Source organism: Pseudohaemophilus paraphrohaemolyticus, from assembly GCF_003253115.1.
GTDB lineage: Bacteria > Pseudomonadota > Gammaproteobacteria > Enterobacterales > Pasteurellaceae > Haemophilus_A > Haemophilus_A paraphrohaemolyticus_A.
Window position 1 is genome coordinate 74,786 of record NZ_QEQF01000005.1, and the last position, 11,869, is coordinate 86,654.

11 protein-coding genes and 2 pseudogenes are annotated in these 11,869 nt (G+C 40.8%); 5 read left to right on the plus strand and 8 right to left on the minus strand.

Going from position 1 to position 11,869, the window contains the following annotated elements:
* Window positions 1–34 precede the first annotated feature (34 nt).
* Together DPV92_RS06210 and tsaA are read right to left on the minus strand one after the other, a co-directional pair.
* Window positions 35–742 (minus strand): SIMPL domain-containing protein, encoded by a 708-nt coding sequence (locus tag DPV92_RS06210; protein ID WP_111354133.1) that lies wholly within the window; start codon window positions 740–742, stop codon window positions 35–37.
* Window positions 743–790: 48 nt separating this feature from the next.
* Complete coding sequence (tsaA, locus tag DPV92_RS06215; RefSeq protein WP_111354134.1) at window positions 791–1,528, minus strand: tRNA (N6-threonylcarbamoyladenosine(37)-N6)-methyltransferase TrmO; 738 nt, start codon at window positions 1,526–1,528, stop codon at window positions 791–793.
* A 60-nt stretch (window positions 1,529–1,588) separates the two neighbouring features.
* Between tsaA and DPV92_RS06220 the strand changes: the two genes are divergently transcribed.
* Window positions 1,589–2,497 (plus strand): 1,4-dihydroxy-2-naphthoate polyprenyltransferase, encoded by a 909-nt coding sequence (locus DPV92_RS06220; RefSeq protein ID WP_111354135.1) that lies wholly within the window; start codon window positions 1,589–1,591, stop codon window positions 2,495–2,497.
* A 73-nt stretch (window positions 2,498–2,570) separates the two neighbouring features.
* On the opposite strand, the gene DPV92_RS06225 is transcribed toward DPV92_RS06220, so the two are convergent.
* The 4 genes and pseudogenes from DPV92_RS06225 to DPV92_RS06240 form a co-directional block, all read right to left on the minus strand.
* Window positions 2,571–3,431, minus strand: a complete 861-nt coding sequence (locus tag DPV92_RS06225) for an alpha/beta hydrolase (protein ID WP_111354136.1) — start codon at window positions 3,429–3,431, stop codon at window positions 2,571–2,573.
* A gap of 51 nt (window positions 3,432–3,482) precedes the next feature.
* Entirely contained in the window at window positions 3,483–5,558 is a 2,076-nt protein-coding gene (locus tag DPV92_RS06230; RefSeq protein ID WP_111354137.1) for a TonB-dependent receptor domain-containing protein, read from the minus strand.
* A 243-nt stretch (window positions 5,559–5,801) separates the two neighbouring features.
* A pseudogene (locus tag DPV92_RS06235) lies at window positions 5,802–6,201 on the minus strand (hypothetical protein).
* 27 nt (window positions 6,202–6,228) lie between these two features.
* Window positions 6,229–7,299 (minus strand): Slam-dependent surface lipoprotein, encoded by a 1,071-nt coding sequence (locus DPV92_RS06240; protein WP_111354138.1) that lies wholly within the window; start codon window positions 7,297–7,299, stop codon window positions 6,229–6,231.
* 118 nt (window positions 7,300–7,417) lie between these two features.
* Between DPV92_RS06240 and hslR the strand changes: the two genes are divergently transcribed.
* Entirely contained in the window at window positions 7,418–7,828 is a 411-nt protein-coding gene (gene hslR / locus DPV92_RS06245) for a ribosome-associated heat shock protein Hsp15 (RefSeq protein ID WP_111354139.1), read from the plus strand.
* A 74-nt stretch (window positions 7,829–7,902) separates the two neighbouring features.
* Window positions 7,903–8,793 (plus strand): Hsp33 family molecular chaperone HslO, encoded by an 891-nt coding sequence (hslO, locus tag DPV92_RS06250; RefSeq protein WP_111354180.1) that lies wholly within the window; start codon window positions 7,903–7,905, stop codon window positions 8,791–8,793.
* A gap of 51 nt (window positions 8,794–8,844) precedes the next feature.
* Here hslO and sodC read toward each other — a convergent pair whose 3' ends face one another.
* Window positions 8,845–9,387, minus strand: a complete 543-nt coding sequence (gene sodC / locus DPV92_RS06255) for a superoxide dismutase family protein (protein WP_111354140.1) — start codon at window positions 9,385–9,387, stop codon at window positions 8,845–8,847.
* 185 nt (window positions 9,388–9,572) lie between these two features.
* Between sodC and asd the strand changes: the two genes are divergently transcribed.
* Both asd and DPV92_RS06265 read left to right on the plus strand, forming a co-directional pair.
* Window positions 9,573–10,688, plus strand: a complete 1,116-nt coding sequence (asd, locus tag DPV92_RS06260) for an aspartate-semialdehyde dehydrogenase (protein ID WP_111354141.1) — start codon at window positions 9,573–9,575, stop codon at window positions 10,686–10,688.
* 87 nt (window positions 10,689–10,775) lie between these two features.
* Window positions 10,776–11,585, plus strand: coding sequence for a Cof-type HAD-IIB family hydrolase (locus DPV92_RS06265; RefSeq protein ID WP_111354142.1), 810 nt, complete (start codon window positions 10,776–10,778; stop codon window positions 11,583–11,585).
* A 60-nt stretch (window positions 11,586–11,645) separates the two neighbouring features.
* On the opposite strand, the pseudogene DPV92_RS06270 reads toward DPV92_RS06265, so the two are convergent.
* Window positions 11,646–11,834, minus strand: a pseudogene (locus DPV92_RS06270) (alpha-glucosidase C-terminal domain-containing protein); the annotation flags it as partial.
* Window positions 11,835–11,869: the final 35 nt, after the last annotated feature.

Here is an 11,869-nt window from a genome sequence, read left to right on the forward strand (position 1 = left end):
GGACGTGAACTTAAATTCACGTCCTGATTTTACCTTACTTAAATTCCACACGCCCAGAAGCCGTTGCTGAAATAGTCTCTTTGCCTGCTTCCAATGGCATCTCTTCTGTCGCATAACTTGCTGATTTTGCCATTGCCATCATTGGGTGAATATCATCGCGGTTACCCACTCCATTTGGCGTATTCAATTGCACATCTACAAGCTGATAGCTTTTGGCATTCAAGCCTTTTTGTACCACTTCCGCTTTGTGTTGAAATTGTTTAATGACCGCTAATGTCATCTCATCTTCTAACGCTTTCATCGTTTCTGGTGAAACGCTAAAGCCGATATTGTTAATCGCCACATTGTTACCTAAGTTTTCCAACACTTTTTCGATAGAAGCAAAATTTTTGCTTTTAAGGTTGATGTAACCTTCTGCCACCCAGCCATCCACTTTACCTTTATCGTTGTAGTTCACTCGGTTTAAAATACCATCTGCTTGCACCTCAATGTCAGGATATTGTTTTGCAACGTCTAATACTTTGTTTAAATTCGCTGATACTTCATTTTTAAGGCTATTCAGCGAATTACCTAGCTTACGACTGTAAAGGCTGACTTCCATTAAATCTTTTTGCACCGTGCGGCTCACTTCCGTTGTGAATTGGAAAGTCGTTGCTTGCTTGATTTCACTTAATCCTTCTGCTGAAACGCTAAAGCTTGCACCTACAAGCGGTAAAATAATAAAGAGTTTTTTCAAATTCATTTTTAAATCCTGCTTATATTTAAAGTCCAAGTTAGAAAATCATCGTTCTCAAAAGTTCCCTTCATCCATGCCAATTACTACAGCTTTCGTGAAATCTTGCTCATCAATTTCCCATCGCACGTTATAGCCCGCCAAATTCATCCCATAAATCCGATCTGATTTTTTCCCTTGTTGATAAGCAGGGCGTGGGTCTTGCGCAATTACCTCGTGAATAAACGCAAGCGGTTGATTTATACCAAACTTTGCAAAATTTTTAGCTTTTTTGACCGCTTGTTCCGCTTCAGGCAGAAATGTAACGCTTAATTTTGCTTGCGGTTTTTCTTGGGCAAAGCCAGAAATGGCTTCAGGTTCGCTGTCGGCGTAGTGAATATAGGGCTTGATGTCGAAGATAGGCGTGCCATTTACCAAATCAACGCTGCCCAGATGTAACAACACTTCGCCATCTTTGCATTCAACCCGTTCTAATTTTACTTTAGACAACCCAAGAGGATTAGGGCGATGCGTGGCACGAGACGCAAACACACCCACACGTTCATTACCGCCTAAACGCGGTGGGCGAACAGTCGCGTGCCATTCACGTTCGGGGATCTGGTGAAATTGAAAAATCAGCCATAAATGGCTAAATTGCTCAATTCCTCGCACTGCATCGGGCGTGTTGTAAGGCGGAAGTAGGCGTAAAATGCCCTTACCTTCTTGCACTAAATTAGGCTGGCGAGGCACGGAAAATTTCTCGTCATACGGGCTTTCAACCACCGCTACAGGGCTTAAACTGATTGGATTACACATCATTTCTCTTTTTTGCTAAACTACGTTTTTCTTTTATCTATTCTAAACGAAACCACCAAAATGAACAAAAATTCCACCTTTGCCATCTGGTTTAGCACGGCTCGTCCGAAAACGTTACCACTTGCGTTAGCTTCTATTATTATCGGCTCAGCGCTTGCCTATTGGGCAGGCAAATTTGATTTAATCACCACCCTACTTGCCTTTATCACGACCATTTTATTGCAAGTACTCTCTAATTTTGCAAACGACTACGGCGACCATGTAAAAGGCTCTGATACCGCTGAGCGAATTGGTCCACTGCGTGCGATTCAGCACGGAGCAATTACGGGCGAACAGCTCAAAATAGCGGTCATTGTGCTGAGTGCACTCTCCTTTATTTCGGGAGCAGCATTAAGTTTCTATGCGTATGAAGGAATTGAGGATCTGCTGGTATTTCTAGGCTTAGGCGTGATTTCGATTGTTGCCGCAATTACCTACACGGTTGGCAAGAAAGCTTATGGCTATTTAGGTTTAGGCGATTTATTCGTGCTGATTTTCTTTGGTTTTGTGGCGGTAATTGGTGTGTTCTATTTGCAAGCCCACAGCTTGCCACTAATAATTTTTATCCCGGCATTTGGCTGCGGTTTGCTCTCGGTTGCCGTGCTTAACATCAATAATCTCCGTGATATTAACCAAGATCGTAAAGCGGGGAAAAACACCCTTATCGTACGCATTGGCTCGAAAAACGGACGCATTTACCACACGATTCTATTAGCACTAGCGGTCGTTTCTTACCTGATTTTTGCGATTCTCAATTTCGAGCATTGGTATAACTACCTATTCTTGCTTGCCGTACCACTTTTAGTCAAACATGGCTTATTTGTTTATCGCCATCAAGATCCGATTGAGCTTCGCCCAATTTTAGGGCAGATGGCAGGCTTAGCGTTAATCACCAATTTGCTATTTAGTTTGGGGATTTTCTTAGGATAGAAATTCGCCATACAATAAGCAAGATTCCTCTGAATATAGGCTAAAACCTCAATATATAAGGTTCTAGCCTTTTTCATTTCTGGATGAGCTCTACACTATATTTTATTGCTTCGGGTATCGAGTTCCCGTGATTTTTATTTAAAATCCAAAGAAAGTGAACATTATTGCCCTGCGATTTTAATTTTTCGCTCAACTGCTCTGCATTAAATGGGCGTATTTGTTGGCGCTGCTGAATGCGTTGTTTCTGTTCAGATGTTATTTGCGGATCTTTTTCTGGAAACTCTTCATACTCACCAAGAGTAATTAAAATATGCTCCGGTTTATGTGCAATCCAATCACTCTTTTTAGGTAAAAATTCACCCTTTCCCCACCAAAGCGATGGGCTGGCAAGAGTGTAATACTGAAATAAATTAGGTTGATGGAATAGAATATAAAGCCCAAAAAGTCCGCCAAAAGAGTGCCCAAAGAAGTGCTGTTTTTTGTTATGAATACGATAATGTTGTTCAATATAAGGCTTTACTTCGGTTTGAATAAAACGTAAAAAATCGGCAGCACCTCCGCCATTTTTGAAGGTTTCGTCTTGAACCGAGAAAGTGTAATCTCTGCGACGTTCATTAATCGAATAAGCATTATCGGAAACATAGCCGATGCCTACAATCAGCGGAAGCGGTAAATCAGGATTTACCGCATTTACCGCCAATGGAAAATGTGCATTGCCATCAAGCAGGTAAAGCACGGGTAAAGGCTTAGGTTGCTGCTTCGGCTTGGCAATAAATAAGCGATAAGCCTTATTTTCAAAGTGCATATCTTGTTGGTGGATATGATAATAAGCGGTCATTTTAGAGCTAAGTTTTGCAATGGTGAAATCAGGCTCGGCATAACTTTTTGCTATTAATAACAAGCCCAACCAAAAGTAAAGAAAATATCGTGACATAAAATGCTCAGCAACATTTAGAAAGCCTAAATGTTGCTAATTCCCAACTGATTAAAAGGTAACGTTAAGGTTAGTCCATAAACGGCGTCCATCTTCTACTGTCCAGCTGCCCCCATTGGTGTTCACACGCTCTCCAATGTGATTGCCGATATTTAACACTGCCATAGTAAGAGCAACATTCGGGTTAAATTGGTAAGTTGCACCTAAATCAACAGTAGTATAAGCCTTGCGGGTACGGAATGGATTTTTATTATCGCCATTACGTGGATTTGCCCAAATTTGTTTGCCTTTATATGCCACACGAGTATAGGCTGTGAAGGCATCGCTCATATCCCAATTTAGCTTCGCACTAGCAGAATGTTTTGGTGTGTTATCCAACGGTAAACCGCGCAAACTGACTTTAGAGGCAGAGACATCTTCATCAGATTGGCGTTTAGAGTGTTGGTAAGTGTAGCTTAAATCCGCATTCCAATGTTCGTTGAAAGGAATATGAGCAGCCATTTCCACCCCTTTCACATTCGCACGTCCTACATTGGCATATTCATACAATTTAGCTCCTGTTACAGGATCAGCCTTACCTGTGTAGTGGCTAGTTAATTTATTTCTGAAATCAGTATTAAACAAGGTAATGCTTGAACTATAGCCGTTATTATTGCTGTAAGCGAAAGTAACCTCTTGGTTTACACTCGTTTCAGGTTTGAGATTTTTATTCCCATAAATGACACCTGCACCGGCTTCGGTAGAGGTTACATAGCTTTCGCTGATTTCACGAATGCTTGGTGCTTTAAAGGCTTTAGCTACCCCAGCTTTAAAGGTAAAGTTATCATTGAAGTGGTAGATCGCATAAGCTCTAGGCGTCCAATGTGTGCCATATTTTTCGTGGTTTTCAAAGCGAGAGCCGAGAGTAAGCAACAGATGTTCACCAATATCAATGCGATCTTCTAAGAAGAATGCCGATTGCTTGATGCTATTTTTGCTGTTTTCAAACATCGCTTGTGATGCCTTTTTGCCATTTGATAATGTTCTAGTTTGCACTTTTGTCACAGAATCATCTTGTAATTTTGCTTGTTGTGCTTGTCCACCAAAGACGAAGAAATGGTTAGAAAGTGGCAACATAAATTTCGCATCAAATACATTGTTTTTGATTTCTGGCTTACGGCTGTTCATCACATCATTCACCATCACCTCACGTTTAGCCACTTCTTGCGAGAAGCTAAGTTCCGAGGTCATAAAATCCCAATCTGCTTGGTGAGTGAAAGACCAATGGTTGCGGGTTGCACGGGTAGTGCTTGGGCTGTTTTTTGTTACTGAAGCCCCACGTGTTGTGGTTAAATCAATGGTTTTTCCTGGGGTTTCATCTTTAGATAGGCGATGACGACCTGCTTCAAAGATAAAGGTTTGTTTATCCACAGGGGTAAAGGTTAATTTGGCGTTAAGGTTGCCATCTTTGTTTTTGTTTGATGCTCCAATCAGGCGATCTTCTTGACGATAGTTACCGCCACCATAAACTTGCAACCCCAATACATTGCTAATTAGCGGACCTGAAACAAAGAAATCGCCGTGATAGCCATCACCAAATTCAGATTTATCGTGAACGGTAAAACCGCTAGAAAATGAGCCAGTCCATTCTTTTGTCGCATTTTTAGTAATGATATTGACGACACCACCCATTGCATCAGAACCATAAAGTGAAGACATTGGTCCACGCACGACCTCAATACGTTCAATTGCACTCACAGGCGGAATGAATGCCCCTTCAAATCCACCATTACCATTTGGACGAGATTCACGCGTATTTTGGCGGTGTCCATCCACCATAATTAAAGTGTAATCGGCAGGTAGACCACGAATAGAAATGTCTGATTTATTCGCATTACTGCCACTTACATTTACCCCTGGAATATCTTGGAGTGCATTTTCTAAACGATTGGAAGGGTGTTTTTTTAGCTGGGCTTGGCTGATTACACTAATGCTTGCAGGTGCATCACGCAATTCTTGTACAGCTCCTGAAGCGGTTACTACAATCGGGGCAAGTTCGAGTGATTGCTCTTCTGCCATTGCATTGCTTACTAATGCTGTAAGCATAGCAAGGCGTAAAGGTGAAAGTTTCATTTTTATAGATTTCATACATTATCCTTAACCAATTTGGTCAAAATTTGAGAAAAGCTGACCGCTTGTAAGCTATTATGCTAATTAAAACGTTCAGTTGAATTTTATGATCACCGTACAAGGGCGAGTTTAGATGCTATGTGTTTCATAAGTGTGATTGTTTTCGTGTGAAGGAATGTTAGATTATAAAAACTAAAATATCCGAATAAGAAAGTAGGAGATATAGGAAATGATAATAACTCTTATACTCAATGTAAAGAGTTAGTAAAAAAATTTGGGGAGCTGTACTAGATAACCAGCCCCCTTAACTAATTGTTTTAAAATTGAAATTTGAGATTTTATTTCACTGTTGTTAAAACGTCATTCACATTCCTTTAAATACAGCTCAAAATGCTCCTTAGAAATGCCATTAAGCTTACGTAAATGACGTTTTACTTGATTCCCAAAATGCTCAATTCCGTTTATGTAGTTATGATTTTCAGCAAAATTTTCCAAAACGTGGGCTTGTTTGATAGATGAGTAAGCGTAATCGATAAAAGTAATAAGCGGCTGTATTTTTGTTTACATTAACCAATTCACTGGCTGTTCTTGCTGTGACACCTACGACAAACAGTTCAATGAGTTTATTTTGTTTATGCTGACTTAAGCGACTTTTTCTCATTGGTTTATTCTAACCTAAATGGGATTTTTAGTCGTTATCTAGTACAGACCCTTGTTTTTTAGCACCAAATGCTGCGCCAAAATGGTTATCGTGAGATTCAGCAATACCGCCTAACTCTTTAGCGTTTTCACCAAAGAATTTACCTTGCACTTCAACTTTTGCATCAGCTTTAAAGTGGTTTGATGTTGCTGATCCAACGAATGCATTGTTGATAATATCAGCATTGATATTAATCACTTTTTGGTTCGGTGTTGTTAACGAGCCTGAGAGTTTTTTCTCTCCGAAATTGACAGTAAATTCTGATTTTCCTACTGGGTATCCAATTTTATTATCATCCTTACCATCAAAATCGCCCATAAAGATCACATCCCCCGAATATATTGCTTTTCTTGTTGGCATTACTTGAGTTGGATTACCGTTATAGAACATATAGGTTGGGATATCCTCCGAATCAACAGAACTAATAATACCAAAACGGACATCTGAGTTTTTTTCACAACAGACGTTTACTTCTCTATCTTTATCTTTTGTTTCCCCTTTTTTAGAAAAACTTGCCCAAGTATTGTTTAGGTATTCATCAGACGGAATTTCAATTTTTATGCCATCAATATCAATCGTATTCATATTGAAACTGGTTAAAGAATAGATAGGAATGTCTTTTTCAAAACCTGAAACATTGCCTTCTATTTCATTAATGAAACTATAAGCTCCTGTGCCACTTGTATTTACTTTGGGTTTCTCTGGTTTTGGTTCAATTTTAGGCTGAACTGGTTTTTGAGTTTCTGTAGATTGCTGAGATTTTACTGTTTGAGCAGGTTGATTTGATTGTTGCTGTTTAGAAGGCTGTTGTACTTGTGGTGCTGGATTTTCAGCAGGTGCTGAACTATTATTTCCGCCACCACTACTTTGCTGAGGTTTTACTGTTTGAGCAGGTTGATTTGATTGTTGCTGTTTAGAAGGCTGTTGTACTTGTGGTGCTAGATTTTCAGCAGGTGCTGAACTATTATTTCCGCCACCACTACTTCCACAAGCGGTTAAAATAAATGCCGATAATGCAGTTAAGCCAAACTTGGCGAGAGATTGTGTAGTCAATGCCATATTTTTCTCCTTTTTAATGTTTTATACCTTTATACCGATAAAAGCGTAACAAAAAGTGTCCATAAAAGATAGAGGCTGATATACTGAAAACCTTAGAAAAATTAAGCAAAATCAAACAATGAAGAAAAATACCGAAAATCAATCAGATAACGAAGTGCGCCTTGATAAATGGCTTTGGGCAGCACGTTTTTACAAAACGCGTTCGATTGCCAAAGCAATGATTGAGGGCGGAAAGGTGCACTACAACGGTCAACGAGCCAAAGTCAGCAAAGCGGTTGAAATCGGTGCGACAATCAAACTACGTCAAGGTAATGAAGAAAAAGAGATTATTGTTACCGCCTTAAGCACTCAACGCCGAGGTGCACCAGAAACACAACTGCTTTATCAAGAAACTGAAAAAAGCGTGAAACAGCGTGAAGCGATTACGTTTGCTCGCAAGGCAAATGCCCTCTCAATGCCGCATCCTGAGCGTCGCCCGAATAAGAAAGAGCGTCGAGAGTTAGTCAAATTTAAAGAGCACATCTTGTAATTTGCAAAAGTACCTCCATATTGTGTGCAACATACATTCCCCTTTATGTAAGGGGCTTTTTTATTTTAAGGAACATTATGTACAAACAAGACAACGATAAACTCTATCGCTACTTATTCCAAAACCGTGCTGTGCGTGGCGAATGGGTACGCTTAAATGATACTTTTACCGAAACATTAAATACCCATCACTACCCAATCGTAGTGCAAAATTTATTGGGCGAAATGTTGGTCGCAACCAGCCTTTTAACCGCAACAATGAAATTTGAAGGCACCATTACCGTACAAATTCAGGGCGATGGTCCGTTAAAATTAGCGGTGGTAAATGGCAATGAGCAACAGCAATTACGTGCATTAGCGCGCGTAGAAGGTGAAGTAGCAGAAACCGCCACTTTACACGAAATGATCGGCAATGGTGTGTTAGTGATTTCTATCATTCCAACCGATGGCGAACGCTATCAAGGCGTGATCGGCTTAGATAAACCGACAATTCGCAAATGTTTAGAAGATTATTTCGTGCGTTCCGAGCAGTTGCAAACGCATTTAGTGATTCGCACTGGCGAATATGAAGGCAAAGCGGTGGCTGGCGGAATGTTGCTCCAAATTATGCCAGACGGCACAGGAACGCCTGAAGATTTTGAGCATTTAGCCACTTTAACTGAAACCGTGAAAGATGAAGAGCTATTCGGCTTAACCGCAGAAGAACTACTCTATCGCTTATACCACGAAGAGCACGTGCAAGTTTATGAACCGAAAAATACCGAGTTCAAATGTGGTTGTTCACGCGAACGCTCTGGTAATGCCATTTTATTATTGCCAACGGAAGAAATTGAAGAAATGTTAGCCGAAAAGAATGGCGTGATTGATATGCAATGCGAATGTTGTGGCACACAATATTTCTTCGATAAAAAAGCGATTGAAGAGTTTAAAGCGGAAGCGGATAAATTAAACCAATTAGGGCTATAAAACAAAAATAGGGCGGATCATTTCCGCCCATTTTTATGCTTATCGGTAAGATTATCTAATCACACCACACGCCATACGCGCACCGCCACCGCCAAGAGCTGCAGGGTGATCGGAATGGTTATCGCCGCCTGCGTGAATCATAATCGCGTGATTTTTCACTTCATCTAATTTTTTCAAGCGTGGGGCAAGTACAGGTTGTGTTGCTGTGCCATCATGTAACACAGTTAAGGCTGGAAGGTCGCCTAAGTGTGCATCGTCAGACCACGGGAAACCGTGACCTTTCGCATTGGTTGGGTTCCAGTGACCGCCTGCTGCTAAACCAGCGGTAAGTTTGCCGTCTTTCTCTTTTGGCTCACAGCTTGGGTTTTCGTGAATATGGAAACCATGTAAACCTTCTGCTAAACCAGTTAGATTTGGAGTGAACACTAAACCGTAAGGAGACTCGGTAATTTCAACCGTACCCACATCTTTGTTGCCGTGTTGTACATCCAATTGTTGCACTTTCACCACTAATTTTGCAGGCTCATTTGCGTTTGCCACAGAAGTTGCAAATAATCCGCCTAAAATGACCGCTAATGCTGTTTTGATTTTCATCCTAATTTCCTCTTAAAAAAGCACCGTTATCGGTGGTTATATTCTAACCACTTTTATTTTATTTTATCTAGAATAAAGTAATCGGCAAAAACATTGCATTTTTGCATTGCATTTTCATCAAAAATCTTGTATTTATGCAAGCTATCACTCAAAACAACATTATTTAATTATTCAGGAGCAACACAATGCAAAATGTCGGTTTTATCGGTTGGCGTGGAATGGTAGGGTCTGTGTTAATGGATCGTATGGTTCAAGAAAATGACTTTGCAAACATCAACCCCGTTTTCTTCACTACTTCACAAGCGGGGCAAAAAGCTCCTGTGTTTGCAGGTAAAGATGCAGGCGAGTTAAAAAACGCTTTCGATATTGAAGACTTAGCCAAATTAGACATTATCGTAACCTGCCAAGGTGGCGATTACACCAATGAAGTTTATCCAAAATTACGTGCAGCAGGCTGGAATGGCTATTGGATTGATGCGGCCTCTGCCCTTCGTATGGAAAAAGATGCCATCATCGTATTAGACCCAGTGAACCAACACGTGATTTCTGAAGGCTTGAAAAACGGCGTGAAAACCTTTGTGGGTGGTAACTGCACAGTGAGCTTGATGTTAATGGCAATCGGTGGTTTATTCGAAAAAGATTTAGTGGAATGGATTTCGGTGGCAACCTACCAAGCCGCTTCAGGTGCGGGTGCGAAAAATATGCGTGAATTGCTCTCACAAATGGGCTTATTAGAACAGGCGGTTTCAAGTGAATTAAAAGACCCTGCTTCATCTATTTTAGATATTGAACGTAAAGTGACGGCAGAAATGCGTTCTGATAGTTTCCCAACCGAAAACTTTGGTGCAGCATTAGGCGGCAGCTTAATCCCTTGGATTGACAAACTTCTTCCAGAAACAGGACAAACTAAAGAAGAATGGAAAGGTTATGCAGAAACCAACAAAATTCTTGGTTTAAGCGACAATCCAATTCCTGTGGATGGTTTATGCGTGCGTATCGGTGCATTACGTTGCCATAGCCAAGCGTTCACCATTAAGCTTAAAAAAGATTTACCATTAGCGGAAATTGAGCAAATCATCGCTTCACATAACGAATGGGTAAAAGTGATTCCAAACGACAAAGAAACCACATTACGCGAATTAACGCCTGCGAAAGTAACAGGTACATTAAGCGTACCAGTGGGACGACTTCGCAAATTGGCGATGGGTCCTGAATACTTGGCAGCCTTCACCGTAGGCGATCAATTATTATGGGGTGCCGCAGAGCCAGTACGTCGTATTTTGGTTCAATTAACCAAATAATTTCTCCTCGCAACAAGCGGTAGATTTTGATAAGCAGTTTGCAAATGCTCAACAAGATTCTACCGCTTTTATCATTCGGCTAATCTTATGAAAAAACCAACAGCCCCCATTAAAATTGTCTTTTTCGACATCGACTATACCCTTTACATCAAAGACGAAACTCGTATTCCTACCTCAATTACGGAACAGGTACTTCCACGCCTCAAAGCGAAGGGCATTATTCCCGCCATTGCCACAGGGCGAAATTATGAGGGCTTTCCCGAAGCACTGAAACCTCTGATGAACAAAGATGGCTTTGAGCTTTTTGTAACCATCAACGGGCAAGATAATCTTTACCAAGGCAGGCAGGTTTCAGACTATCGCTTAAGCGTGGAACGTATTCAACAAGCGGTCGAAAAGCTGGAAAAATTGGGAATTACTTACGCTTTTGTTAGCCGTAACACAATTGCCGTGTCGGAAAATAATGAAATCGTTTGGAATACTACCTCGCCAATTACCAAAGATTACATTGTGGATCCGAAGTTCTATCTTAAAGACACCACCGTGCAAATGTTGGCTTATTACTCTGAAGAGCGAGCACAAGAAGTGATAGATGCAGGCGTATTGGGCTCGGATTTAAAAGCAGTGCGCTGGAATGAAAATGCAGTAGATATTTTGCTTAAAGACAACTCCAAAGCTCGTGGTATTCAAGATATCATCAACCATTTCGGTTTTAGCATTGAAAATGCAATGGCATTTGGTGATGGGCTAAATGATGTGGAAATGTTGGAAACGGTTGGCTTTGGCGTGGTAATGGGCAATGCCGAACCAGAGCTCAAACCTTTTGCGGATTTTGTGACCAAAGATATTCGTGAAGATGGGATTTTATATGCGTTGGAAGCCCTAGAGGTGATTTAAAAAATTGGCGGATACTATCCGCCAAATATAAATCGCAAATTATGCCAACAAATACACCGCTTAATACAGTTTCAATACCACTGTATTTTCCCGCATTTTCAATTCATCATTATTATTCATCAACACTTCGCCTTTCACGCTCAATTCAATTTTTTGCGCTTGGTTGCTCAAATTCGCTAACACGGTTAAAGTTTGCCCGTTCGCTTGTCGTCGATATACCCAAACGCTTTCGTGTGATGGGAGTAAATCAGTGTAGTTGCCCTCGGTTCAAATCGGCAATTCCT

What these genes read in the sequence shown, in the direction of transcription:
- hslR (WP_111354139.1), top strand. Translation starts at nt 7,418, where the DNA reads ATGAAGAAAAATACCGAAAATCAATCAGATAACGAAGTGCGCCTTGAT.
- tsaA (WP_111354134.1), bottom strand. Translation starts at nt 1,528, where the DNA reads ATGTGTAATCCAATCAGTTTAAGCCCTGTAGCGGTGGTTGAAAGCCCG.
- asd (WP_111354141.1), top strand. Translation starts at nt 9,573, where the DNA reads ATGCAAAATGTCGGTTTTATCGGTTGGCGTGGAATGGTAGGGTCTGTG.
- DPV92_RS06265 (WP_111354142.1), top strand. Translation starts at nt 10,776, where the DNA reads ATGAAAAAACCAACAGCCCCCATTAAAATTGTCTTTTTCGACATCGAC.
- DPV92_RS06225 (WP_111354136.1), bottom strand. Translation starts at nt 3,431, where the DNA reads ATGTCACGATATTTTCTTTACTTTTGGTTGGGCTTGTTATTAATAGCA.
- DPV92_RS06220 (WP_111354135.1), top strand. Translation starts at nt 1,589, where the DNA reads ATGAACAAAAATTCCACCTTTGCCATCTGGTTTAGCACGGCTCGTCCG.
- DPV92_RS06230 (WP_111354137.1), bottom strand. Translation starts at nt 5,558, where the DNA reads ATGAAATCTATAAAAATGAAACTTTCACCTTTACGCCTTGCTATGCTT.
- sodC (WP_111354140.1), bottom strand. Translation starts at nt 9,387, where the DNA reads ATGAAAATCAAAACAGCATTAGCGGTCATTTTAGGCGGATTATTTGCA.
- DPV92_RS06240 (WP_111354138.1), bottom strand. Translation starts at nt 7,299, where the DNA reads ATGGCATTGACTACACAATCTCTCGCCAAGTTTGGCTTAACTGCATTA.
- DPV92_RS06210 (WP_111354133.1), bottom strand. Translation starts at nt 742, where the DNA reads ATGAATTTGAAAAAACTCTTTATTATTTTACCGCTTGTAGGTGCAAGC.